This window comes from Aggregatibacter sp. HMT-949, assembly GCF_041734645.1.
GTDB lineage: Bacteria > Pseudomonadota > Gammaproteobacteria > Enterobacterales > Pasteurellaceae > Rodentibacter.
This window is the reverse complement of the sequence record NZ_CP162010.1, coordinates 179,404-204,405: the sequence shown is the minus strand read 5'-3', so window position 1 is coordinate 204,405 and position 25,002 is coordinate 179,404. Positions and strand designations below refer to the sequence as shown.

The window sequence follows — 25,002 nt, the reverse complement described above, 5'->3', positions numbered from 1 at the left end:
GTCGCTAAAACGCGGGATTAATCCGAATTTCGAATTTTTCTACTTGAGGATAATCCTGTTGAACTAAAGCTAATAATTCCGCTTGGCGAAACAAAATCCCTTGCCGCACAACGGCATTGGCCACTTCAATAAAAAGCGTCTCTCCTTTTATCGCACCAATGCGAAACTTACCCAGAAATTGCGGCGGAAAAGTGCGGGTAAATTGCTGATTTAATTCGTGAATAGCCAGTCCTTTTCGCATCATTTTAGCGAAAGACGATTGTTCCATCACATCCACAATATTTACCGCTTTTTGATAACGTTCACTCTTGTATTCCACAAAGCAACCCCAATAAATGACAGCAGTTTGAATTTTCGCTACAATACACGCAATTTTTTTCTAAGACAACGAGATGATGATTTCAGGCAAAAGCAAACCGAATTTTTGGTCGCGATTACTTTTAAGTATGCTCGCCATCCTTGCTTTGCCTCATGTGCAAAGTTTAGAAAATCAAACGCAAGAAAATTATTCATCTCAAATTTCAATTCAACAGGTGTTGGTGACGTCAAAGGTCGCTCGCGAAGTGCAACACCAAACGCGGCAACCCTCCTCCGTTCTTCCGTTAAACGAAAAATTCACCGAAATTCAACCGCACCTTTTCAATGCGGTGCTAAATCCGTTGGCACCGATTCGCGCCGGGCCCTCCCTCATTTAATTTCGATCTTTTTACCGTCCGATTTTGCAATCGGATTTGTATTTTTATTATTTATTTGAAAGAGAAATTACATGAGCATTTTAACGAAAATTTTTGGCAGTCGTAACGACCGAATTTTACGCAAATTAAGAAAAAAAGTTGCACAAATCAATAAATTAGAACCTCAATTCGAAGCCTTAACCGACGAACAACTGCGTGCAAAAACTGACGAGTTTCGCAGTCGTTTGAGTGCGGGCGAAACCTTGCAAGATATTTTGCCGGAAGCCTTTGCCACCGTGCGAGAAGCCAGTAAACGCGTACTGGGTATGCGCCACTTCGACGTGCAACTTATCGGCGGAATGGTATTAACCAATCGCTGCATCGCTGAGATGCGTACCGGTGAGGGTAAAACTTTAACGGCGACCTTGCCTTGTTATTTAATCGCTCTTGAAGGCAAAGGCGTACACGTAGTAACCGTAAACGATTACTTGGCACGTCGCGATGCGGAAACCAACCGTCCGTTATTTGAATTTTTAGGCATGAGCGTGGGCGTCAATATTCCAGGCTTACCGCCGGAAGCCAAACGCGCAGCGTATGCGGCGGATATCACTTACGCCACAAACAGCGAACTCGGGTTTGATTATTTGCGCGATAACTTGGCGCATTCAAAAGAAGAACGTTTCCAACGCACTTTAGGCTATGCATTGGTGGATGAAGTGGACTCCATTTTAATCGACGAGGCGCGTACCCCGCTGATTATTTCCGGTCAAGCAGAAGACAGTTCCGGACTTTATATTGCAGTAAACAAGCTGATTCCAAGCCTGATTAAACAAGAAAAAGAGGACACCGAAGAATATCAAGGCGAGGGCGATTACACCCTAGATTTAAAATCCAAACAAGCGCATTTAACCGAACGCGGTCAAGAAAAAGTGGAAAACTGGCTGGTGGAACAAGGTTTAATGCCGGAAGGGGATTCCCTTTATTCACCGGGACGAATCCTATTGTTGCATCATGTCATGGCGGCCTTGCGTGCGCATACGTTGTTTGAGCGCGATGTAGATTACATCGTAAAAGACGGTGAAATCGTGATCGTGGACGAGCATACCGGTCGCACAATGGCAGGACGCCGTTGGTCCGACGGTTTACACCAAGCCATCGAAGCAAAAGAAGGCGTAGATATAAAAAGCGAAAATCAAACCGTTGCGTCGATTTCGTATCAAAACTACTTCCGCCTGTATGAAAAATTGGCGGGAATGACTGGTACGGCGGATACGGAAGCCTTTGAATTCCAACAAATTTACGGTTTGGAAACAGTGGTCATTCCGACTAACCGCCCAATGATTCGAGACGACCGCACCGACCTGATGTTTGAGAATGAAGAGTACAAATTTAACGCGATTATCGAAGACATTAAAGACTGCGTAGCACATCAACAACCGGTGTTGGTTGGTACCATTTCGGTGGAAAAATCGGAATTGCTATCCAACGCCTTGAATAAGGTGGGCATTAAACACAACGTATTAAATGCAAAATTCCACCAACAAGAAGCCGAAATCGTGGCTGAAGCCGGTGCGCCGGGTGCGGTCACCATCGCGACCAATATGGCAGGCCGTGGTACAGATATTATTCTTGGTGGTAACTGGAAAGCCCAAGCGGCAAAATTGGATAACCCAACGCAAGAGCAAATCGACGCGCTTAAAGCTGAATGGGAAAAAAACCACGAAATCGTGATGAAAGCCGGCGGTTTGCATATTATCGGTACCGAACGTCACGAATCGCGCCGTATCGATAACCAGTTGCGCGGTCGTTCCGGACGTCAAGGCGACCCAGGTTCTTCCCGCTTCTATTTATCTTTGGAAGACGGCTTAATGCGTATTTATCTTAATGAAGGCAAACTCAATTTAATGCGCAAAGCATTCTCCGTGCCGGGCGAAGCGATGGAATCCAGAATGTTGGCGAAAGTGATTGCGTCGGCGCAAGCGAAAGTGGAAGCATTCCATTTTGACGGTCGTAAAAACTTGCTTGAATACGATGATGTGGCCAACGATCAACGTCACGCAATTTATCAGCAACGCAACTATTTGTTGGATAACGACGATATTTCCGAAACCATCCGTGTAATTCGCCACGACGTGTTTAACGATGTGATTGATCAATATATTCCGCCACAATCTTTAGAAGAACAATGGGATATCAAAGGTCTTGAGCAACGCTTGGCGCAAGAATTTGGTATGGAATTACCAATTGAACATTGGTTGGAAGAAGACAGTAATTTACACGAAGAAAACTTGCGCGAACGCATCATTAACATCGCTGAAGAGGAATACAAGGAAAAAGAAGCGCTTGCCGGCGAAGAAACCATGCGTCATTTTGAAAAAGGCGTAATGTTGCAAACTCTCGACGAACTTTGGAAAGAGCATTTGGCAGCGATGGATTATCTTCGTCAAGGAATTCATTTGCGCGGTTACGCACAAAAAGATCCAAAACAGGAATACAAAAAAGAGTCGTTCCGTATGTTTACGGAAATGTTAGATTCTTTAAAACACCATGTAATCACCACGCTTACCCGCGTACGCGTAAGAACCCAAGAGGAAGTCGAAGCCGCGGAACACGCGACACAATCCGCCCAATCGGCGGATGGCCGTGAGAGCACCGCATTGGAGCAAGGTGAAAAGGGCGATTACGCCAACTTAAATATCGGTCGTAACGATCCTTGTCCTTGCGGTTCAGGTAAAAAATACAAACATTGTCACGGTAGCCGTGCGAAATACAATTAATGGACGAAAACTGCGGCCGCTTTGGCCGCATTTTTTCATTCGGGATTGAAAAAATATGGAAAAACCAACAATACAAGTCGCCGCCGGCATTATTCGCAACGAGTTCGGACAGATATATTTAACTCAACGTTTAGAGGGACAGGATTTTGCTCAATCGTTGGAATTCCCCGGCGGCAAAGTTAATGCCGACGAAACGCCGGAACAGGCGTTAAAACGGGAATTGGAAGAAGAAATTGGTATTGTGGTCTTGAACGCTGAACTTTACGAACGTTTCCAATTCGAATATCCGACGAAAATTATTTCCTTCTTTTTCTATGTGGTGGACGAATGGATCGGTGAGCCATTTGGGCGCGAGGGGCAAGAAGGTTTTTGGATTGAACAACGGGCATTAGATGCGGGACAATTTCCGCCGGCAAATGCCAAATTGATTCAGCGTTTGCTGGCTGAAACAATGTAGGCTAGAGACAAATTTTTACCGACAAATCAGCCAATTCTTCCCACACATCATCACTAAATTCCTGTTTAACGAGCCGTTCGATGCTCGCCAATTGTTGAATGATGTCATAAAGTTTTCGATAGGTTAATCGTTGCAGCACGCTTAAAAAAAGCGGTCGGCGATTTTGCCAAATTCTTAGCCGATCAAATTCTGCTTTAATTTGTTGAAGCGGTAGCGCATCCGCGGTGTGAACGGGTTGCTGCGGTTTAGTCAACTCCAGCAAAGTGAGCAATTCACGTTGTAACGTGCGCAATAAAATAATCGGTTGTACCTCTTCCGCCTGTAAGCCCGCCAAAATACGTTTGGCACGATTGGCTTTGCCCGCAAGCAATGCATCAATCCATTGAAATGGCGTAAACACGGAAGATTGCTCCGCCACCGCAATCACGCGATGATAATTAAGCTTGTGATCGGAATGCAGTAAATCAAGCAACTGCAAAGTTTGCTTTAAGGCAAGCAGGTTATTTTCATAACTATAACAAAGCTGTTGAACGGCTTCGTCATCTGCCGTCATCCCCATGGCTTGAATGCGATACTTCAACCAACGCGGGAGATCTTCCGCGTTTGGTGTTTGGCAGTTCACCAGCACCGCATCAACATCGTAGCGGTTAAGCGCGTCAAACCAGGCTTGCTTTTCAAACGCTTTGGTAAGCTTCGGCATAACTAAAATCAGCAACACGTCTTCATTTAACGCCGCGCTTAATTCTTGTAGATTTTTTTGTACAGGCGTACTCAGATTTTCCGGTAAATTCAGCACCAGCACTTGTTTATTGAAAAACAAGCCAACGGATTGGCAGGATTCAATCAGCTGCGCCCAGTTGGTTTGATTGTCGATCGAAATGTTGTTTTTTTCATCAAATCCCTGTTGCAAGGCGGCTTGATAAATCGCCTGTTCACTTTCGCCGAGCAGTAGCGGATCTTGTCCCGCCAGGCAATACACTTTGGCTAAACGTTGGGCAAGATGATGCGCCAATTGCTCGGAGAAAATACGATTCATTATTTTCCTTTTACTTGATGCTGCAACGCCACCATTTTGCTGATCAGCTGACGTGCCGCTTGTTCGCGCATATCGTTCCAAATCAGCTCTCGTTCTGCAGCTTTGGCAAGCGCTGCGCGGGAGTTATCAAAAAACGTGCGGTTAACTTTTGCGCTGATCGGATAGGTTTCACCATCGGTTAAACGTACGTTGGCTTCCACTTCTAACATCAATACTTTTTCCGCCTCGCGTCCGCGTTTGAAAATAGACGCTACTTTGTCGTTAGTAATTTGTTTATTGATGCGTAAAATCGGCACGCCTTGTGCGGCGTTAACCAAATTCACGTCATTGGCTTGTAATTGACGACGCATCGCCATCGACATTTCACTGTACGGATCGGCGCTTTCAAAGGCGAGTGTACGTAATTCCGGCGGAATCAATTCGCCGTTTTGAAAACGCCAGCCACAAGCGAAAAGAACGGTGACGATAACAATAAGAACGCATTTTTTGATTAATTGAATCATAAGATTCCCCTTGTATGTTTTGCATCTTGTGTTCGGGAAGTGCGCTTACAACGCGCCGCTTGAGAGATTGCAAAACGCAGCGTTAAAGGTGCGAATTAGCACCGCATTGAAGCGCCAATTGGCGGGCATCGAGCATCCCGCCACAACGGAAGTACGGATCAGCACCGCATTGGAACCGTTCCGCCGCACCTTCGCCATCATTTCACAAGTTGCTTATTGCGGTTTCACCACCACATTTAACAATTTACCCGGCACATAAATTACTTTCACAATTTGCTGGCCGTCGGTGAATTTCTTCACGTTTTCATCTGCGAAAGCAACGCTTTTAACACTTTCTTCATCCGCCTCAACTGCAACGGTCACTTTACCGCGCACTTTGCCATTCACTTGTACCACGATGAGCTTCTCATCTTCTATCATCGCGGATTCATCGACTTTCACCCATTCTGCTGTGTCGATGCCGTTTTCGTTACCTAACGCTTGCCACAATTCGAAACAAATATGCGGCGTAATCGGATAAAGCATTCGCACTACCGCACTTAAGGCTTCCGCCATCACAGCGCGATCTTGTTCGTTTTCAAGTGGTGCTTTAGTAAGTTTATTCATCAACTCCATAATCGCCGCAATGGCGGTGTTGAAAGTTTGACGGCGACCAATATCGTCGCTGACTTTCGCGATGGTTTTGTGTACTTCGCGGCGTAGGGCTTTTTGTTCCGCTGAAAGCGCATTCGCATTTAGCGCCGTGGTCGCCGGATTTTGTTGATATTGATAGACCAAATTCCATACGCGACCTAAGAAACGTTTTGCGCCTTCTACACCGGACTCTTGCCATTCAAGGGTCATTTCCGCAGGGGATGCAAACATCATAAACAAGCGAACCGTATCCGCGCCGTATTTTTCCACCATTTCCTGCGGGTCAATACCGTTATTTTTCGATTTCGACATTTTGGTCATGCCGGTGTGCACCAGTTCGCGACCTTCCGGATCGATGGCTTTAATAATGCGGCCTTTTTCATCACGTTCTAAAGTCACTTGCGTCGGACTCACCCAGATACGCTCGTTGGTCGGGCTGGTGTAGTAGAACGCGTCGGCCAACACCATACCCTGGCACAACAATTTGGTTGCCGGTTCGTCACTGGCCACAAAACCCGCGTCGCGCAACAATTTATGGAAAAAACGGAAATAGAGCAAATGCATCGTCGCGTGTTCAATACCGCCGATATATTGATCTACCGGTAACCAGTAGTTTGCTTCCTCTTTGTCAAGCATCGCTTCGGCAAATTTCGGTGACGTGTAGCGCGCGTAATACCAAGATGATTCCATAAAAGTATCGAATGTATCGGTTTCTTTTAACGCCGGCACACCGTTGAAGGTAGTTTTCGCCCAATTCGGATCCGCTTTAATTGGGCTTTGCACGCCGTCCATCACCACGTCTTCAGGCAAAATAATGGGCAAATCTTCCATCGGTACAGGCACGACCTCGCCGCTTTCTAACGTCAACATCGGAATCGGCGCGCCCCAATAACGTTGGCGAGACACGCCCCAATCACGCAAACGATAATTTACTTGGCGTTTGCCCACACCTAATTGTTCCAGTTTGTCCGCGATGCCGTTAAACGCGCCATTGAAATCCAAACCGTCAAATTCGGCCGAATTAATCAGCGTGCCGTGTTCGCTAAAAGCTTGTTTGGTTAAGTCAATTGTTTCACCTGCAAGCGGTGCGATAACTTGCTTAATTGGTAAATCGTATTTGTGCGCGAATTCGTAGTCTCGTTGATCGTGCGCCGGAACAGCCATCACCGCGCCGGTACCGTAGTGCATTAACACAAAGTTCGCCACCCAAATCGGTAATTTTTCACCGGTCAACGGATGAATTGCGAACAAGCCGGTCGCCATCCCTTTTTTCTCCATGGTCGCCAGATCAGCTTCGGCAACTTTCGCGTTTTTCGCTTCTTGAATGAACGCAGCCAACTCAGGATTATTTTGTGCAGCAAGACTTGCGAGCGGGTGAGCGGCAGCGATACCTAAATAGCTCACGCCATAGAAAGTATCCAGGCGGGTGGTATAAACCGCGACTTTTTCGTTGGTATCCGCCACATCAAAGGTGATTTCCACACCTTCAGAACGGCCGATCCAATTGCGTTGCATGGTTTTTACCATCTCCGGCCATTGTGGAAGATTATCCAAACCGCCTAATAATTGTTCAGCGTAATCAGTGATTTTGATGAACCATTGCGGAATTTCTTTTTGTTCCACTGGCGTGTCACAACGCCAGCAACAGCCTTCGTGCACTTGTTCGTTGGCAAGCACGGTTTCATCGTTCGGGCACCAGTTCACCGTGGACGTTTTTTTGTAAACCAGACCTTTTTTGTAAAGCTCGGTAAAAAACCATTGTTCCCATTTATAGTAATCCGGTTTGCAGGTGGCGATTTCGCGATCCCAATCAAATCCGAAGCCCAAAAGTTGAAGTTGTTTCTTCATATAGGCAATGTTTTCGTAGGTCCACTTCGCCGGTGCGGTTTTATTTTTGATCGCCGCGCCTTCCGCCGGCAACCCGAACGCATCCCAGCCGAACGGTTGCAACACGTTTTTACCGAGCATACGTTGATAGCGAGAAACTACGTCACCGATGGTGTAGTTACGAACGTGCCCCATATGCAGGCGACCGGACGGATACGGGAACATGGAAAGACAGTAGTATTTTTCTTTGGATTCGTCTTTGACGGCCTTAAAAATGTTATTTTCAGCCCAGTATTGTTGAACTTTTGGTTCAATCATATCGGGACGATATTGTTCTTGCATAAAATCACCTTAATTTTGCCCGCGTTTCGGCATGTTTTTAACATATCCAATACGGCTTGTTTTTTGATTAGAAAATGCGGCATAGAATACCGTAAAACGGCATAAATTGATAGGGCGCGGGCGGAGCGGAGGGCGATTTTTTATAATCGATTTTTGACCTTATAAGGCCGCAATGAACTTACGAAATAGCACCGCATTGGAAGCACACCGGAAGCGCGTTCAATGCGGTGCTGTTTGGTGGTGTGAATTCATACTTCACTCAGAGATTTTTGGATATTTGCTACATACTTGTAGATTTTCGATTTCTTTTGGAATGAGTTTCGGCGCGGGAATCCACAGTTGTTTGTGACGATTAAGTTCGCCTTTTTCCAGCACGATACTACTTTTCGGCACCTTGAAAACCTTACTTAAAAATTTCAACAAATGGGCGTTGGCTTGTCCGTCCGTCGGCGGCGCGGTGATGGTGATTTTGAGTTCTTCGTCGTGAATGCCCGCAATATGATCTTTACTGGCTTTCGGTTGTAAAAAAATTTTCAGGCGAATGCCGTCGGGGGTTTGTTCAATTGCCGGCATAATTTTTTCTCATAAACAAAAGCCACGCGGAACGTGGCTCAAAAACAAATCGCTACGTCAACCGGCGATAACCCACAGTCTTTGTAACATATCAAGCATAAAATTGTTGATAAATAACAAGATAAAAACGATAACCATCGGTGAAAAATCAATCATCCCGACAGTCGGCAAAAATTTGCGAACCGGCCGAAGCAATGGCTCAGAAAGTTGATATAACGCATAGAAAATCGGGTTGTTGCCACGGTTAAACCAACTCGCAATCGCACCGGCAAACAACACGTAAAAAATCGCTACGCCAACGGCTTTCAAAACGCTTAACACGCCTAAAATCAGCATGCCGTCAATGGCTAAACCGAAGTACAGCACGGATTTCAGTGCGCCGAGAATAAAGATCAACAAAAAGGCTGAAGTGTCGATATTGCCGATAATCGGCGCAATTTTGCGCATCGGTTTTAGCACCGCATCGGTGGCTTTCAATACGAATTGCGAAAGCGGGTTGTAATAATCTACGCGGGCGAATTGCAGCCAAACGCGTAAAACTAACACGAGGGCATAAAGATTGATGATTGAACCGACAAATAATGCTGTTTGAGATAATTCCATTAAAGCCATCCTTTTCGTCTGAAATAAATGTAAGGGGTAAGCGCGGCGGCAATCATTAAACCGATGGCCATTGGGTAGCCATATTTAAAATGCAACTCGGGCATAAAATCAAAGTTCATACCGTAAGTGGAGGCCACCAGGGTTGCCGGCAAAAACATTACAGATACGACGGAGAAAAACTTCATAATTTTATTCTGTTCGATATTGATATAACCCATTGCCGCCTGCATGAGGAAATTCACTTTTTGAAACAAGGCTTCGTTATGAGGTTGGAGCGATTCAATATCGCGTAAGATTTCGCGCGCTTGCTCTAACTGGTTGGCCGGCAAACGGGTTTTGCGCACCAGAAACCCAAGCGCACGTTGCGTATCCATTAAACACAAGCGCACTTTGGAACTGGTATCTTCCTGTTCGGTGAGGGTACTTAAAGCTTCGTCAAAAGCTTCATTTTGAGTGCCGTTTAAAATCACGCGGCTTAATTCTTCCAAATCGGCGTAAACGTTTTCAATGACATCGGCAAGCTGTTCGATTTTGGTTTCAAACAAATCAAGTAACACTTCGTAAGCGTTGCATTCGAGTAAACGTTGGCTACGGGACCGCATTCGATACAAGCGGAATGCGGGCAGTTCGCGATCACGCAACGTGAATAAGCGCCCATCGCGCACGGTAAACGCCACGCTGGCAAGGTCGGCGTAGTCGTTTTCGTCTTCGCAATAAAAGAACGAGTGAAGATGTAAGCCATCTTCGTCTTCAAAGAAACGCGCGGACGCTTCAATGTCTTCCAACTCAAGAAAAGACGCAAGGCTCTGGCCTAATCCCTCTTGCAACATTTCGCGTTCTTCGCCGGTCGGCTCAAGTAAGTCGAGCCAAATTGCGGTATCAAGATCGGTTTGATCTTCATCGATTCGATACAAACGGGAATCTTTGATAGCAAAAGCATTGATCATTTCATACTCCTTTTGGGATTATGAACAGCTAACCGTGAACAAAAATAAGAATATCAAACGAATAAATGAAGTGCGCGCGAAATCGCGATATTTCTCGTTTGCTATAAAGATGCCGAAAGCGGTTACCGACGAACCCTCGCCGAGCCTGCTTGGCAAAGGCGGGAGTCTAAAGTGATATTCGGTATCGACTATGACTGTCCAAAGTGTGTGTCCTTCTCATTAAAAAAACGGGCGAATGTTACGCTTGAAAGGTGCATCCGTCAAGTTTAATCAGCACGAAAAAGGGGCGACATTCGCCCCCACCGAAACGGCTATTCGGTTAATTGGTGTATTGATTAATCGCTTGGCCGATTTCTTGATCTTGATAAATATTATTCACAATATCCTTAAAGGCTTCTCCCATGACTTTTTGAATTTCGTCATTGTCCGCATTAAACGCACCGGATTGCGAACGCGTGGTGTGAAAGTCCTTATTAAAGTGGCCTTTAGCGCCTTGCACATAAACGTTTAATTGAATTTTGCTGTTTAATTTATAACGTAAATTACCTTGTTCCACATTAGTGGCGAAATCTTTAATTTCCACGGTAACCCCCGCATTTGAATTGTTCGCTTGACCAATGCGGAAACCTTTACTCACCAAGTTTTGTTGCATCACTTGTTGAAATAACTGGCTAACGTTTGGCGAAGCGTTCAGTCTCACTAATTCGCCGTTTTTCACATAAGACGCAATTTCTTGTTGCGCACGCGCATCTCGCGTCATGACATAAACGACGGCGGATTGATTGACGTTCATAGACGCACTCGGCGCCGGCGGCGTGAAGGTTAAACTATTAGATTGCGCTTGGCAGCCGGCAAGGAAAAAGGCAGCTGCGGCAAAACTCATCGCGGACAATGCTTTGATTTTCTTTGTAACGTTCATAATTTCCTCAATTTATTAGATAATATCGCGCTATTCTGGCAAACTTGTTGCTTGATGTATAGCGTTTCAGCAAAATTTTATTGGAGAAAAAAATGTCAAAACAACAAGCGTTGTTAGCTAAAATTCACGCCGAATTTCGGCCGCATTTTGCCGCGGTGGAAAACGAAAGTCACATGCATAGTTCAGGGCGCGGTGCAGATTCTCATTTTAAATTGGTGATTGTGAGCGATAAATTCGAGAGCCTGCGTAAAGTACAACGTCATCAAATGCTTTACCAACTTTTTGCAGAAGAGCTGAACAACGGTATTCATGCTTTGGCGCTTCATCTTTACACCAAACAAGAATGGGAAAAGCTCGGCGAAGTTTTTCCGCGTTCGCCGAATTGTTTAGGCCTAGGGCAATAGGGCAATAGGGCAATAGGGCAATAGGGCAATAGCGAAATAATAATACTATTGCCGTTGTGCTCGGCAGAAATCGATCTCCCCCAACAGCACCGCATTGGAGCCGCTTCCAATGCGGTGCTGTTGTTTAACGCCATTTATGCTTCGACTCAATAACCGTTTTGAGCGTTTGCTACCTCACCCGCCATGATTTGCCGGCTCGTGCCCAATACCGCTTTATCTATAGCCTCAAAAAAGTTCACCCAAACACGGTCTGAAAGTGGAATAAAAAGACATTTTTCGTTAGAATGGGGCGCTTTTAGATTTTCGATTTTTTGATGCGGTGCCGAGATTGCACTTCATCAGAAAATCAAGCCGATTTGAGTTTTTAAATTTATGTGCCAGTTGTTAATGCTTTGATTTTCCAAGTATTCTCTGCCACGCTCAAACACGAGATTGCATTTAAGTGCGCTTATTTGCAATCGTATTTTTAACCTTGAAAAGTAGTGCAAACAGTATGATTACAATTAAGAAAGGCTTGGATCTCCCAATTGCGGGAAAACCGGCACAAGTAATCCACGACGGTAATGTTGTGAATCAAGTTGCGATTCTTGGTGAGGAGTATGTGGGGATGCGTCCTTCGATGAAGGTGCGCGAAGGCGATGTCGTAAAGAAAGGTCAAGCGCTTTTTGAAGACAAGAAAAATCCGGGAGTGATTTTTACAGCCCCTGCAAGCGGTACCGTCACTGCGATCAATCGTGGCGAAAAACGCGTATTGCAATCTGTGGTAATCAATGTGGAAGGCGATGAGCAAATCACTTTCGCAAAATATAACGCAGATGAATTGAATACCCTTTCTTCCGAACAAGTGAAACAAAATCTTGTGGAATCAGGCTTATGGACCGCATTGCGCACCCGTCCATTCAGCAAAATCCCGGCAGTTGACAGCGAACCTTCTTCTATTTTCGTCAATGCAATGGATAGCAATCCGTTAGCAGCAGATCCTGCCATCGTGCTAAAAGATTTTTGGCAAGATTTCATTAATGGTTTAACCGTATTAAGCCGTTTATTCCCAAGTAAACCTTTACGTTTATGCAAAGCGGGCGATACCAATATCCCGACCGTAGATTTAGCCAATCTTGAAATTCATGATTTCGGCGGCGTGCACCCGGCAGGTTTAGTGGGAACCCATATTCACTTTATCGATCCGGTCGGTGCGCATAAAACCGTGTGGCACATCAATTATCAAGATGTGATTGCTATCGGTAAATTATTCACTACCGGCGAACTTTATGTTGAACGCGTAATTTCACTTGCCGGCCCGCAAGTGAAAAAACCGCGCTTAGTGCGTACGGTAATCGGCGCAAACCTTTCTCAATTAACCAAAGATGAGTTAAGTGCGGGCGAAAATCGTGTGATTTCCGGTTCTGTGCTTTACGGCAATACGGCAAAAGGCCCTCACGATTATTTAGGCCGTTATGCATTGCAAGTTTCCGTTATTGCTGAAGGCAACGAGAAGGAGTTCTTAGGCTGGATCACGCCGCAAGCGGGCAAATATTCGATTACCCGTACCGTATTAGGTCACTTCGGTAAAAAATTATTCAATTTCACCACTGCAGAAAATGGCGGTGAGCGTGCAATGGTGCCAATTGGTAGCTATGAGCGCGTGATGCCGTTAGATATTTTACCAACATTATTGTTACGTGACTTAATCGTGGGTGACACCGATGGCGCACAAGCACTAGGTTGCTTGGAACTTGATGAAGAAGACTTAGCGCTTTGTTCATTCGTTTGCCCGGGCAAATACGAATATGGTTCAATCTTGCGTCAAGTGTTAGATAAGATCGAGAAGGAAGGTTAAAAATGGGTTTAAAAAATCTTTTTGAAAAAATGGAACCCGCGTTTTTACCGGGAGGTAAATACAGCAAGTTTTATCCGATCTTTGAATCGATTTACACCTTGCTTTACACACCGGGTACGGTAACGCACAAAAACACGCACGTTCGTGATGCGTTAGACTCAAAACGTATGATGATCACCGTGTTCCTTGCATTGTTCCCGGCAATTTTCTACGGTATGTACAATGTGGGTAATCAAGCGATTCCTGCGTTAAACCAATTAGGCAATTTAGCGCAATTAATTGCAAGCGATTGGCACTATGCGCTCGCTAACAGCCTCGGGGTAGATTTAACCCTAAATGCAGGCTGGGGCAGCAAAATGGCATTAGGTGCGATCTTCTTCCTGCCGATTTATATCGTGGTATTTACCGTTTGTACGATTTGGGAACTACTATTCTCCGTTGTGCGTGGACATGAAGTAAATGAAGGGATGTTCGTTTCTACTATTCTTTTCGCGTTAATCGTTCCGCCGACATTGCCATTATGGCAAGCGGCATTCGGTATCACCTTTGGTATCGTGGTCGCGAAAGAAATCTTTGGTGGCGTAGGTCGTAACTTTATGAATCCTGCGCTTGCCGGTCGTGCATTCTTGTTCTTTGCGTATCCGGCACAAATTTCCGGTGACTTGGTGTGGACTGCAGCAGACGGTTTCTCCGGCGCAACCGCACTTTCACAATGGTCACAAGGCGGCCAAAGCGCATTACAACATACCGTAAGCGGTCAACCGATTTCTTGGATGGACGCATTTATCGGTAATATTCCGGGTTCGATGGGTGAAGTTTCGACCCTCGCCATCTTAATCGGCGGTGCAATTATCGTATTCACCCGCATTGCCGCATGGCGCATTATCGCCGGCGTAATGATTGGTATGATTGCAACTTCAACCTTATTCAATCTTATCGGTTCTGATACCAACCCAATGTTCTCGATGCCTTGGCATTGGCACCTTGTTTTAGGTGGTTTTGCGTTAGGTATGGTGTTTATGGCGACCGATCCGGTTTCCGCGTCTTTCACCAACACCGGTAAATGGTGGTACGGTGCGTTAATCGGCGTGATGGCAGTATTAATTCGTACCGTGAACCCGGCTTATCCGGAAGGCATGATGTTAGCGATTTTATTTGCGAATTTATTCGCACCGATTTTTGACTACATCGTGGTACAAGCAAATATCAAACGTCGGAGAGCAAGAACAAATGGCTAAGTTTAATAAAGATAGCGTTGGCGGTACAGTTACCGTTGTTGTATTGCTAAGTTTGGTGTGTTCTATCATTGTTTCCGGTGCCGCTGTCGCCCTTAAAGCAAAACAAGATGAACAAAAAGCACTTGACGTTCAACGCAATATTTTAACCGTTGCCGGTTTGATGAAAGAAGATAACGCTTCCGTCATTAAAGACACTTATAACAAGTTTATCGAACCGCGTTTGGTGGATTTACAAACCGGTGATTTCGTTCAGGCATCAAAAGAAGATGTGGAAAAATTTGATCCGAAGAGTGCCGTCAAGAGCACCGCATTGAGCCAAGTTATTCCGCCCGATGCGGATAAAGCGGGCATTAAAGTGCGTGCGAAAGAAGCTCGTGTTTACCTTGTAAAAGATGAACAAGGTCAAGTCAATCAAGTCATATTGCCGATGTACGGTCGCGGCTTATGGTCAACGATGTACGGTTTCGTTGCGGTTGCCCCGGATGCCAATACCATCAAAGGCATTACTTACTATGATCAAGGTGAAACCGCCGGTCTTGGTGGTGAAATCGCCAATCCGCGTTGGCAAGCACTTTTCGTAGATAAAAAACTGTTTGATGATAATCAACGCGTGGCTATTCGTGTTGCCAAAAATGCGTCTTCTAACAAAGAGCACGGCGTTGATGCCTTATCAGGCGCAACCTTAACCTCAAACGGTGTGCAAGGTTCCTTTGATTATTGGTTTAGCCAAAACGGTTTTGGTCCATTCTTAGCAAAATTTAAAGCGGGGGCAAGATAATGGCTGATGCAAAAAGCAATTTAAAAGCACTTTTGCTTGATCCGATCGTAAAAAATAACCCGATTGCGCTGCAAATTTTGGGTATTTGTTCTGCGTTAGCGGTAACAACTCAATTACAAACCGCGATCGTTATGGCAATTGCAGTAAGTTTAGTAACCGGTTTTTCCAGCATGTTCATTTCAATGATTCGTAACTACATTCCGAATAGTATTCGTATCATTGTACAACTGGCAATTATCGCCTCTTTGGTAATTTTGGTTGACCAAGTCTTAAAAGCCTTTGCTTACGGCTTGTCCAAACAATTATCGGTATTCGTCGGTTTGATTATTACCAACTGTATCGTAATGGGACGTGCAGAAGCGTTTGCGATGAAATCCCGTCCATTGGAAAGTTTTGTTGACGGTATCGGTAATGGCTTGGGTTACGGTGCGATTTTATTAATCGTGGCGACCTTACGTGAATTAATTGGTTCAGGTCGTTTACTTGGCTTTCCGGTATTCCAAACCATTCAAGACGGTGGTTGGTACCAACCGAACGGTTTGTTCCTTCTTGCACCAAGTGCGTTCTTTATTATCGGCTTCATCATTTGGGGCTTAAGAACGTGGAAACCTGAGCAACAGGAGAAATAATCAATGGAACATTATATTAGCCTATTTGTGAAGGCGATCTTCATTGAAAATATGGCGCTTTCTTTCTTCTTAGGAATGTGTACTTTCCTTGCCGTGTCGAAAAAAGTGTCAACCGCATTCGGTTTGGGTGTTGCGGTCACAGTTGTGCTTGGTATTTCCGTGCCGGCGAACCAATTTGTATTTGAACACGTGTTAAAAGATGGTGCTTTAGTTGAAGGGGTAGATTTATCCTTCTTAAGCTTCATTACATTTATCGGGATTATCGCGGGTATCGTTCAAATTCTTGAAATGACGCTCGATAAATTCTTCCCGGCACTTTATAACGCATTGGGGATTTTCCTTCCGCTTATTGCCGTAAACTGTGCGATCTTCGGTGGTGTATCCTTTGCCATTCAACGTGAATATACCTTCGCCGAATCCGCCGTGTATGGTATTGGTGCAGGCTTAGGTTGGATGCTGGCGATTGTTGCATTGGCCGGCTTAACTGAGAAAATGAAATATTCTGACGTGCCGGCAGGTTTACGCGGTTTAGGGATTACCTTTATCTCCGCAGGCTTAATGGCGCTTGGCTTTATGTCATTCTCCGGTATTCAGTTATAAGGAGTGCATAAATGAGCGAAACTACAATTCTTTTACTCGGTGTTGCAGCCTTTACAGCCATTGTTTTGGTGCTCGTTGCAATCATCCTGTTTGCTAAATCCAAATTAGTGGATTCCGGCGACATTACCATTCAAATTAACGATGACCCGAGTAAAGCCATTACCTTACCGGCTGGCGGCAAATTGCTCGGCGCCCTTGCCAGCAAAGGGATTTTTGTGTCATCGGCTTGTGGCGGCGGTGGCTCCTGCGGTCAATGTGTCGTGAAAGTAAAAAGCGGCGGCGGTGAAATTTTACCGACTGAGTTATCCCACATTACCAAACGTGAGGCAAAAGAAGGCTATCGCCTTTCTTGCCAGGTAAACGTGAAAGGCAACATGGATATCGAATTACCGGAAGAGATTTTCGGTGTGAAAAAATGGGAATGTACCGTTATTTCTAACGATAACAAAGCCACCTTTATCAAAGAGCTTAAATTAGCGATTCCTGAGGGTGAAGAAGTGCCATTCCGTGCCGGTGGTTATATCCAAATCGAAGCCGATCCTCATACGGTTTACTACAAAGATTTCGATATTCCGAAAGAATACCACGAGGACTGGGATAAATACGACTTATGGCGTTATGTGTCCAAAGTGGATGAGCATATTATCCGTGCTTACTCCATGGCGTCTTATCCGGAAGAAAAAGGCATTATTATGCTGAACGTGCGTATTGCGACACCTCCACCACGTCAACCGGATGCCCCTCCGGGACAGATGTCTTCTTATATTTGGTCGTTAAAACCGGGTGATAAAGTGACGATTTCCGGTCCATTCGGTGAATTCTTCGCGAAAGATACCGATGCCGAAATGGTCTTTATCGGCGGCGGTGCGGGTATGGCGCCAATGCGTTCCCATATCTTTGACCAATTAAAACGTTTACATTCCAAACGTAAAATGTCGTTCTGGTATGGTGCGCGTTCTAAACGTGAAATGTTCTATGTGGAGGATTTTGATCAGCTTGCTGCAGAAAATCCAAACTTTACATGGCACGTTGCACTTTCCGATCCATTACCGGAAGACAACTGGACAGGCTATACAGGCTTTATTCACAACGTGCTTTATGAAAACTACCTGAAAAATCACGAAGCGCCGGAAGACTGTGAATACTATATGTGCGGCCCTCCGGTCATGAACGCGGCGGTCATCAAAATGTTGAAAGACCTTGGTGTTGAAGATGAAAACATCTTATTGGATGACTTCGGTGGTTGATTTTAGTTAATCAAAACACATAAAAAAATGACCGCACTTTGCTCTTTATCGCAAGAGAAGTGCGGTCAATATTTAATATGAATTACAGGCAAGCGGATTGAAAAGTCGGTTTGCCTGTAATTCATCTCGTTAGGAAAGAAAAATGAAAAAACTATTGAGTGTCGTTATCGCAATTGCCATGGCATTTTCTTTGACGGTCTGCCGGCAAGCCGCCAATGCGGTGCTCTTGAGCGGCAACACCATGGGCACCACTTATCATGTGAAATATATCGATGACGGTTCCGTTACCGAAACATCGCAGAAAATTCATGAACAAATCGAAGCGATTTTACAAGACGTAAATGCGAAAATGTCCACTTACATTAAAGATTCCGAATTAAGTCGTTTCAATCAAAATACTCAAGTGAATACACCGATTGAAATTTCTCAGGATCTTGCAAAAGTATTAGCAGAAGCGATTCGTTTGAATAAAATGACTGAAGGCGCATTAGATGTCACCGTGGGGCCTGTTGTCAATCTTTGGGGCTTTGGTCCGGAAAAACGGCCGGAACGTCAACCGGCAAGCGAGCAGCTGGCCGAACGTCAAGCTTGGGTCGGCATTGATAAAATCGCTCTTGAAATGAACGGCAACATCCCGACCTTAACCAAGAAAATTCCACAGGTTTATATTGATTTATCTTCCATCGCGAAAGGTTTTGGTGTGGATCAAGTGGCAGAAAAATTGGAGCAACTCAACGCACAAAATTATATGGTAGAAATCGGTGGTGAAATTCGCGCCAAAGGTAAGAATTCTGAAGGAAAACCTTGGCAAATCGCCATCGAAAAACCGAATACTACGGGCGAAAGAGCGGTTGAAAATGTAATTGGTTTAAATAATATGGCGATGGCAACCTCCGGTGACTATCGTATTTATTTTGAAGAAAATGGCCAGCGTTTTGCCCATGAAATCGATCCAAAAACCGGCTATCCCATTCAGCATCATTTAGCGTCGATCACTGTGTTAGCGCCGACTTCCATGACTGCTGACGGTTTATCCACAGGATTGTTTGTGCTTGGCGAAGAGAAAGCGCTTGAGGTGGCCGAGAAAAATAATCTCGCGATTTATTTGATTATCAAAACGGATAAAGGCTTTGAAACCAAAATGTCATCTGCCTTTAAAAAATTAACGGAAACCAAGGAATAACTATGCAAACTTTATTTTTCACTCTTATCGCTTTTGTCGCCATTATTTTACTGATGTCTATCGGTTTTATCGTTAAAAAGAAAAGTTTAAAAGGTAGTTGCGGCGGTTTATCCACCCTAGGCATTGCCAAAGCCTGCGACTGCGACAAACCTTGCGATACGCTCCAATCCAAACTCGATGCGGGTGATGAACAAGCTAAAGCAGAATACGAACAAAAATTTACCAAGAAAAATGATGATTCGTCGTTTTATGAAGTGAAGTAAACTAAACGGTCAGCAATGCTGACCTTTTTTGTATTGACATTTAATACACAAATAATAGAATCGTACATCATTTGTATAGACGAAAGGATAGTTATGCGTACAGCGACAATTAATCTCCGAGCTATGCCTAATCAGCGGGATTTGATTGATTATGCGGCAGAGTTGCTCGGCAAAAGCCGTTCTGATTTTATGTTAGAGTCAGCATGTAATAATGCTAAAAACGTTATTTTAGATCGAACACTATTCCAGCTTGAGGAAGAAAAATTTAACCAATTTTTGACCGCACTTGAGCAACCTGTTGATCATCATTCAATGGATAAACTCTTTTCGATTAAAGCTCCTTGGATAGAATAATGGCTGGTTATTCTTTCCCTGAATCGCTTTCTAATCAACATCATTTGACAACATTCGATTGTGGTGAAGAAGTATTAAATCAATGGCTTAAGCGCAATGCATTGAAAAATCAAATTAGTCAGGCTAGCCGAACTTTTGTGGTTTGTGATCAAAATAAAAATGTAGTGGCGTATTATGCGATGGCGTCCGGCGCGATTACTCACTTACAGGCTACCGGTAATATTCGCCGAAATATGCCGGATCCCATTCCCGTTATCATTTTAGGGCGTTTAGCAGTAGATAAATCAGTACAAGGCAGGCACTTTGGGGCAGCTATGTTAAAAGATGCGGTACTGCGCGCTAAATCAGTAAGCGAACAAATTGGCGTTCGCGCATTACTTGTCCATGCTTTGAATGAAAAAGCGAAAGCATTTTATCTTAGTTATGGTTTTCAACCTTCACCGATTGATGATCTCACATTAATGTTAAAACTTTAGAAAATATTATGTTATCAAAAACTTACAACCAACACTTTGCAACCTTAAGCGCTGAACAACTTGCCGAAAATGCCACAAAAAAAGTGATTTGCGGGATTTCGGGCGGAGTGGATTCTTCAGTTTCCGCGTTCATTCTTCAACAACAAGGCTATCAAGTAGAAGGTTTGTTTATGAAGAACTGGGAAGAAGATGACGATACCGATTATTGTACCGCAGCAGCCGACCTCGCAGACGCGCAAGCAGTGTGCGACAAGCTCGGCATTAAGCTGCATAAAATCAATTTTGCGGCGGAATATTGGGATAATGTGTTTGAACATTTCCTTAGTGAATACAAAGCGGGCCGCACGCCGAACCCGGATATTCTGTGCAACAAAGAAATTAAATTTAAAGCGTTCTTGGAATATGCAGCGGAAGATTTAGGCGCGAATTATATTGCCACCGGGCATTATGTGCGTCGTGCAGGTGATGATAATGCGCAATTATTACGTGGTTTAGATGCCAATAAAGACCAAAGCTATTTCCTTTATACGCTTAGCCACAAACAAGTAGGGCAAAGTCTATTTCCGGTAGGCGATATTGAAAAGCCGATTGTGCGCGCCATCGCGGAAGATTTAGGTTTGGTCACGGCGAAGAAAAAAGATTCGACCGGTATTTGTTTTATCGGTGAGCGTAAATTCAAAGACTTTTTAGCGCGCTATTTGCCGGCACAACCGGGCGATATTCGTACGGTGGATGGCGAAGTGATCGGTCGCCATGATGGCTTGATGTATCACACTTTAGGTCAGCGCAAAGGCTTAGGCATCGGTGGTTTGAAAAATGCCGGTGAGGAAGCGTGGTATGTGGTAGATAAAGACGTGAAAAATAACGAACTGATTGTGGCACAAGGACACGATCATCCTCGTTTATTCTCCAAAGGCTTAATGGCAAAACAGCTTCATTGGGTCGATCGCCAACCGATTCGTGAACCATTCCGTTGCACAGTAAAAACCCGCTATCGCCAAACGGATATTCCTTGTGTGATTGAGCCTATCGACGATGAAACTATCCGCGTCATTTTCAATGAACCGCAAGCAGCAGTGACGCCGGGTCAATCCGCCGTATTTTATCTCGGTGAAGTTTGCCTGGGCGGCGGTATTATTGAAGAACGTCTTACCCTCGAGTAAACCAAAGCCGCTACATGCTCAGCGACCTTCTCCCAGAGCACCGCATTGAAAGTCGCTTTGGGCCGGTGAAAAATTCAATTCTCCCAATTACCTTACTTTCCGGCGCAAATTGAATTAACCCAAAAGAAAAGGCGACCGCATTTGGGTCGCCTCATTAGTTAATGTGTTAAATCACCATTAACAAATCGTAGTGCCCTCTTCCGTGCCGAGCACTACGTTACGCAATGCACCCGGACGCCCCATATTGAACACACGGATCGGCATGCCGTGGTCGCGCGCTAAAGTAAACGCTGCCAAGTCCATCACCTGCAATTCTTTATCAATCACTTCATCGTAGCTTAGATTTTTATACAGTTTGGCATCCTGATTTTTCGCCGGATCGCAATCATATACGCCGTCTACTTTCGTCGCTTTTAACACAACGTCCGCTTCGATTTCGATACCGCGTAAACAGGCGGCCGAATCGGTGGTAAAAAATGGGCTGCCGGTACCGGCGGAGAAAATCACCACGCGTTTTTCACGTAACATTTTAATCGCTTCCGACCAATTGTAAGTGTCGCAAATACCGTTTAGTTGGAACGCCGACATCAATTTTGCGTTTACATCCGCTCGAAATAAGGAATCGCGCATCGCTAAACCGTTCATGACCGTAGCCAACATTCCCATGTGGTCGCCCACCACACGATTCATGCCGGCTTTCGCCAATTTTGCGCCGCGGAATAAGTTACCACCACCTAGCACGACGCCAACTTCTACCCCCATTTCGACTAATTCTTTGATTTCAATCGCCATGCGATCAAGGATTGACGGATCAATACCGAATCCTTCGTCGCCTTGTAATGCTTCACCACTTAATTTCAATAAAATACGTTTATAAATCGGTCGGCTCATTATTTATTTTTCCTTTCTGGCTTAAAAAATTGGCTTATTTTATAGAATAACCACGCAAGAGTGAAGAAGTTAAAACTGGAAATCCGGCGCAAAAAGGAGATAATGAGCAGCATTTGTTTTCCAATAGAGATGATATGAACACACAAAAAACTTACCGAATTTTAGCCACGCTTTTCGTTTTTATTTGTGCCCTGACAGCCGGCTACTTTATGTTAATCGGTTCGGGGATGTTTCCGAGTCCCAATGCGGTGCTAATTTTACTCTCCACTGCGTTGATTCTTTTATTAAGCAGTAGCAAAAAATCTTTCTATTTTATTATGTTGCCGCTGGGGTTGGCGCACGCCTTTTATACGCCCACCGGTTTAAATTTCGGCGCGCCGAGCTATCAATATATCGCTTCTGTGTTCGCCACTGATATGCTGGAAACCAAAGAGTTTTTGCTACAAATTCCGCTGACAAGTTATTTAATTGCCATTGCGATCCCAATTTTGCTATTCGTGCAATATAAAAGTGCAGTTAAATTCGGCGTTAAATTTTATCGTAACAAAACCTTTATTGTACTGACGACCTTGCTTTTTGCATTTTATTTACCGATTGCCGAGCCGCTTAAGGAAACGCTGAGTTCTACGCTAAAAATAATAGACGAAATGCAAAAACTCAAACAAATGTCGCAATCCAATAATTGGGGCAAATCCGTACTGGAAAATTCTCGTTACGACGATTATGTAATTGTATTGGGCGAAAGTGCACGCAAAGATTATCATCAGGCGTACGGCTATCCGATTGAAAATACGCCATTTATGTCGAATGCAAAAGGAACGCTGATTGACGGCTTGCGCTCCGCCGGCACTAATACCGTCGCCTCGTTACGTTTAATGTTAACCTTGCCGAACAAAGAAAAGTGGGAGCCGAATTACGATTTGAGTTTAGTCGATTTGGTCAAATCCGCCGGCATTAAAACCTATTGGCTATCAAACCAAGGTATGTTGGGCGAATTCGATACGCCGGTATCGTCACTGGCCGCAAAATCTGATGAAACCATTTTCTTAAAAAAAGGAGGCAGTTTTAATTCCACCAACTTTAGTGATTTCGATTTACTGCCTAAACTCACTCAAGTATTAGAAGATCCAATTCAAGGGAAACGTTTTATTGTATTACATATTTACGGCTCGCATCCGCTGGCGTGCGACCGTGTGGAAGATTATCCAAAAATTTATAAAGATGAGGAAATCGATCCGAAATATGGCTATTTGAACTGCTATGTTTCTTCCATTAAGAAAACCGATGAATTTTTAAAACGAGTGTATGAACAGCTTGAAGAGAACTCGACGAAAACAGGACGCACGTTTTCGATGATTTATTTTTCCGATCACGGTTTATGCCATCAACAGGATGAAAAAAATAACGTGTTGTTATTTAATCAAAACTGTTTCAGCCGCGAACACCATGATATCCCGCTGTTTAAATTGTCGTCCGATGATAGCGAACGGAAAGAATACAAAGCATTTAAATCCGGTTTGAACTTCTTAGAAGGTGTTGCAACTTGGATCGGCATTAAGAATCCGAAACTTACTCAGGAAGAAGATTTATTTTCTAGCCAAGCGGATAAAGACGATTTCGGCTTGCAAAAGCGCATTAATGAGAAATATCGTAAAGATGATGATCCGGCAATCGATATCCGACCGAAACATAAATAACACGCAAAACAAAAGCCGATAACCAAGTTATCGGCTTTTTTATCTCTGAAAAAAGAATTAAGCATTACCGCCGGTAATTTTAGCCACTTCAGCGGCAAAATCCTCTTCCACTTTTTCGATACCTTCACCCACTTCTAAACGAATGAAGTTAGACACAGAAGTGTTTACAGATTTTAAGAAATCACCTACAGAAACAGACGGATCCATCACGAATGCTTGACCGGTTAAAGACACTTCGCCGGTAAATTTCTTCATACGGCCTTCAACCATTTTCTCTGCGATTTCTTTCGGTTTACCGGAATTAATCGCGATGTCGATTTGGATTTGACGTTCATGTTCTACCACTTCGGCGGAAACGTCTTCCGGGTTAACGAATTCAGGTTTAGACGCAGCAACATGCATTGCTACTTTTTTGAGTTCTTCCGCAGACCCTTCGCCCGCCACTAACACACCAATTTTCGCGCCGTGTAAGTATTGTGCGATGACTTTACCATCTAAATAAGCGACACGACGAATAGTCATGTTTTCGCCGATTTTCGCTACTAACGCCGCACGTTTTTCTTCAAAATGCGCCTGTAATTGTTCAATTGTCGTGCCTTTGTGCGCGGCGGCATAATCCGCCACTTCGTTTGCCAAGCCTAAGAAGCCCGCATCTTTCGCAACGAAGTCGGTTTCGCAGTTCATTTCGACCAATACACCGAAGCCATTTTCAATACGTGCAAGAATTACACCTTCTGCGGCTACGCGACCGGCTTTTTTCGCCGCTTTCGCTTGACCGGATTTACGCATGTTGTCGATGGCCAATTCAATGTCGCCGTTCGCTTCAACTAACGCTTTTTTACATTCCATCATGCCTGCGCCGGTACGTTCGCGCAGTTCTTTTACTAATGCTGCTGTAATTTCAGCCATTTTTCCAATCCTCTGTCTTAAAGTACGGTGCTTTAAACGTAC

26 protein-coding genes and 2 pseudogenes are annotated in these 25,002 nt (G+C 44.5%); 18 read left to right on the top strand and 10 right to left on the bottom strand.

The features are described 5' to 3' along the window. Window positions 1-4: 4 nt before the first annotated feature. Window positions 5-319, bottom strand: coding sequence for a DciA family protein (locus AB3F25_RS01100; protein WP_373603692.1), 315 nt, complete (start codon window positions 317-319; stop codon window positions 5-7). 76 nt (window positions 320-395) lie between these two features. Here AB3F25_RS01100 and secM point away from each other — a divergent pair, with 76 nt between their 5' ends. From secM to mutT, 4 genes and pseudogenes are all read left to right on the top strand, one after another. Continuing rightward, complete coding sequence (secM, locus tag AB3F25_RS01095; RefSeq protein ID WP_373604302.1) at window positions 396-695, top strand: secA translation cis-regulator SecM; 300 nt, start codon at window positions 396-398, stop codon at window positions 693-695. Between the two features lie 71 nt (window positions 696-766). After that, window positions 767-3,295 (top strand): annotated as a pseudogene (gene secA / locus AB3F25_RS01090) (preprotein translocase subunit SecA); the annotation flags it as partial. A gap of 66 nt (window positions 3,296-3,361) precedes the next feature. Beyond that, window positions 3,362-3,451, top strand: a pseudogene (locus tag AB3F25_RS01085) (SEC-C metal-binding domain-containing protein); the annotation flags it as partial. Window positions 3,452-3,506: 55 nt separating this feature from the next. After that, window positions 3,507-3,908 (top strand): 8-oxo-dGTP diphosphatase MutT, encoded by a 402-nt coding sequence (mutT, locus tag AB3F25_RS01080; protein WP_373603691.1) that lies wholly within the window; start codon window positions 3,507-3,509, stop codon window positions 3,906-3,908. A 1-nt stretch (window position 3,909) separates the two neighbouring features. Here the strand turns inward: mutT and holA are convergent, their stop codons facing one another. Together holA and lptE are read right to left on the bottom strand one after the other, a co-directional pair. Continuing rightward, entirely contained in the window at window positions 3,910-4,944 is a 1,035-nt protein-coding gene (gene holA, locus AB3F25_RS01075; protein WP_373603690.1) for a DNA polymerase III subunit delta, read from the bottom strand. Continuing rightward, window positions 4,944-5,447, bottom strand: a complete 504-nt coding sequence (gene lptE / locus AB3F25_RS01070; RefSeq protein ID WP_373603689.1) for an LPS assembly lipoprotein LptE — start codon at window positions 5,445-5,447, stop codon at window positions 4,944-4,946. The genes holA and lptE overlap by 1 nt, the downstream gene beginning before the upstream one ends. Window positions 5,448-5,475: 28 nt before the next feature. On the opposite strand from lptE, the gene AB3F25_RS01065 reads away from it, so the two are divergent. Next, entirely contained in the window at window positions 5,476-5,706 is a 231-nt protein-coding gene (locus tag AB3F25_RS01065; RefSeq protein ID WP_373603688.1) for a hypothetical protein, read from the top strand. Here the strand turns inward: AB3F25_RS01065 and leuS are convergent. From leuS to AB3F25_RS01040, 5 genes are all read right to left on the bottom strand, one after another. After that, window positions 5,661-8,249, bottom strand: a complete 2,589-nt coding sequence (gene leuS / locus AB3F25_RS01060) for a leucine--tRNA ligase (protein ID WP_373603687.1) — start codon at window positions 8,247-8,249, stop codon at window positions 5,661-5,663. The two genes, AB3F25_RS01065 and leuS, sit on opposite strands and share 46 nt — an antisense overlap. 255 nt (window positions 8,250-8,504) lie before the next feature. Next, window positions 8,505-8,822: a DUF167 family protein YggU gene (gene yggU, locus AB3F25_RS01055; protein ID WP_373603686.1), complete on the bottom strand. Its 318-nt coding sequence runs from the start codon at window positions 8,820-8,822 to the stop codon at window positions 8,505-8,507. A 57-nt stretch (window positions 8,823-8,879) separates the two neighbouring features. Continuing rightward, entirely contained in the window at window positions 8,880-9,425 is a 546-nt protein-coding gene (locus AB3F25_RS01050; protein WP_373603685.1) for a YggT family protein, read from the bottom strand. Then, a complete protein-coding gene (gene corA, locus AB3F25_RS01045) occupies window positions 9,425-10,372 on the bottom strand; it encodes a magnesium/cobalt transporter CorA (protein ID WP_373603684.1) in 948 nt (315 codons plus the stop codon). Before corA ends, AB3F25_RS01050 begins: the two co-directional genes overlap by 1 nt. A gap of 319 nt (window positions 10,373-10,691) precedes the next feature. Continuing rightward, window positions 10,692-11,291: a YajG family lipoprotein gene (locus tag AB3F25_RS01040; protein WP_373603683.1), complete on the bottom strand. Its 600-nt coding sequence runs from the start codon at window positions 11,289-11,291 to the stop codon at window positions 10,692-10,694. A 92-nt stretch (window positions 11,292-11,383) separates the two neighbouring features. On the opposite strand from AB3F25_RS01040, the gene AB3F25_RS01035 reads away from it, so the two are divergent. The 12 genes from AB3F25_RS01035 (at window position 11,384) to mnmA (ending at window position 21,463) form a co-directional block, all read left to right on the top strand. Next, entirely contained in the window at window positions 11,384-11,695 is a 312-nt protein-coding gene (locus AB3F25_RS01035) for a BolA family protein (protein ID WP_373603682.1), read from the top strand. A gap of 493 nt (window positions 11,696-12,188) precedes the next feature. Continuing rightward, window positions 12,189-13,532, top strand: a complete 1,344-nt coding sequence (locus AB3F25_RS01030; RefSeq protein ID WP_373603681.1) for a Na(+)-translocating NADH-quinone reductase subunit A — start codon at window positions 12,189-12,191, stop codon at window positions 13,530-13,532. A 2-nt stretch (window positions 13,533-13,534) separates the two neighbouring features. Continuing rightward, on the top strand, window positions 13,535-14,770 hold the full coding sequence (locus AB3F25_RS01025) for an NADH:ubiquinone reductase (Na(+)-transporting) subunit B (RefSeq protein WP_373603680.1): 1,236 nt from the start codon (window positions 13,535-13,537) through the stop codon (window positions 14,768-14,770). After that, complete coding sequence (locus AB3F25_RS01020) at window positions 14,763-15,548, top strand: Na(+)-translocating NADH-quinone reductase subunit C (RefSeq protein WP_373603679.1); 786 nt, start codon at window positions 14,763-14,765, stop codon at window positions 15,546-15,548. Before AB3F25_RS01025 ends, AB3F25_RS01020 begins: the two co-directional genes overlap by 8 nt. Then, window positions 15,548-16,177, top strand: coding sequence for an NADH:ubiquinone reductase (Na(+)-transporting) subunit D (locus AB3F25_RS01015; protein WP_373603678.1), 630 nt, complete (start codon window positions 15,548-15,550; stop codon window positions 16,175-16,177). The genes AB3F25_RS01020 and AB3F25_RS01015 overlap by 1 nt, the downstream gene beginning before the upstream one ends. A gap of 3 nt (window positions 16,178-16,180) precedes the next feature. Beyond that, window positions 16,181-16,777 (top strand): NADH:ubiquinone reductase (Na(+)-transporting) subunit E, encoded by a 597-nt coding sequence (gene nqrE / locus AB3F25_RS01010; RefSeq protein ID WP_373603677.1) that lies wholly within the window; start codon window positions 16,181-16,183, stop codon window positions 16,775-16,777. A gap of 11 nt (window positions 16,778-16,788) precedes the next feature. Next, complete coding sequence (gene nqrF, locus AB3F25_RS01005) at window positions 16,789-18,024, top strand: NADH:ubiquinone reductase (Na(+)-transporting) subunit F (protein ID WP_373603676.1); 1,236 nt, start codon at window positions 16,789-16,791, stop codon at window positions 18,022-18,024. Between the two features lie 142 nt (window positions 18,025-18,166). Further along, window positions 18,167-19,207 (top strand): FAD:protein FMN transferase, encoded by a 1,041-nt coding sequence (locus tag AB3F25_RS01000; protein WP_373603675.1) that lies wholly within the window; start codon window positions 18,167-18,169, stop codon window positions 19,205-19,207. 2 nt (window positions 19,208-19,209) lie between these two features. Beyond that, window positions 19,210-19,470, top strand: coding sequence for a (Na+)-NQR maturation NqrM (gene nqrM / locus AB3F25_RS00995; RefSeq protein WP_373603674.1), 261 nt, complete (start codon window positions 19,210-19,212; stop codon window positions 19,468-19,470). Window positions 19,471-19,563: 93 nt separating this feature from the next. Continuing rightward, window positions 19,564-19,824, top strand: a complete 261-nt coding sequence (locus AB3F25_RS00990) for a DUF1778 domain-containing protein (RefSeq protein WP_373603673.1) — start codon at window positions 19,564-19,566, stop codon at window positions 19,822-19,824. Beyond that, entirely contained in the window at window positions 19,824-20,300 is a 477-nt protein-coding gene (locus tag AB3F25_RS00985) for a GNAT family N-acetyltransferase (RefSeq protein ID WP_373603672.1), read from the top strand. The genes AB3F25_RS00990 and AB3F25_RS00985 overlap by 1 nt, the downstream gene beginning before the upstream one ends. An 8-nt stretch (window positions 20,301-20,308) precedes the next feature. Beyond that, on the top strand, window positions 20,309-21,463 hold the full coding sequence (gene mnmA / locus AB3F25_RS00980) for a tRNA 2-thiouridine(34) synthase MnmA (protein WP_373603671.1): 1,155 nt from the start codon (window positions 20,309-20,311) through the stop codon (window positions 21,461-21,463). Window positions 21,464-21,640: 177 nt separating this feature from the next. On the opposite strand, the gene pyrH is transcribed toward mnmA, so the two are convergent. Then, window positions 21,641-22,354 carry a UMP kinase gene (pyrH, locus tag AB3F25_RS00975; RefSeq protein ID WP_373603670.1) on the bottom strand — a complete coding sequence of 238 codons (714 nt, stop codon included), beginning with the start codon at window positions 22,352-22,354 and terminating at the stop codon, window positions 21,641-21,643. Between the two features lie 134 nt (window positions 22,355-22,488). Here pyrH and AB3F25_RS00970 point away from each other — a divergent pair, with 134 nt between their 5' ends. Continuing rightward, entirely contained in the window at window positions 22,489-24,051 is a 1,563-nt protein-coding gene (locus tag AB3F25_RS00970; protein ID WP_373603669.1) for a phosphoethanolamine transferase, read from the top strand. Between the two features lie 57 nt (window positions 24,052-24,108). Here AB3F25_RS00970 and tsf read toward each other — a convergent pair whose 3' ends face one another. Further along, window positions 24,109-24,960, bottom strand: a complete 852-nt coding sequence (gene tsf / locus AB3F25_RS00965) for a translation elongation factor Ts (protein WP_373603668.1) — start codon at window positions 24,958-24,960, stop codon at window positions 24,109-24,111. Window positions 24,961-25,002 lie beyond the last annotated feature (42 nt).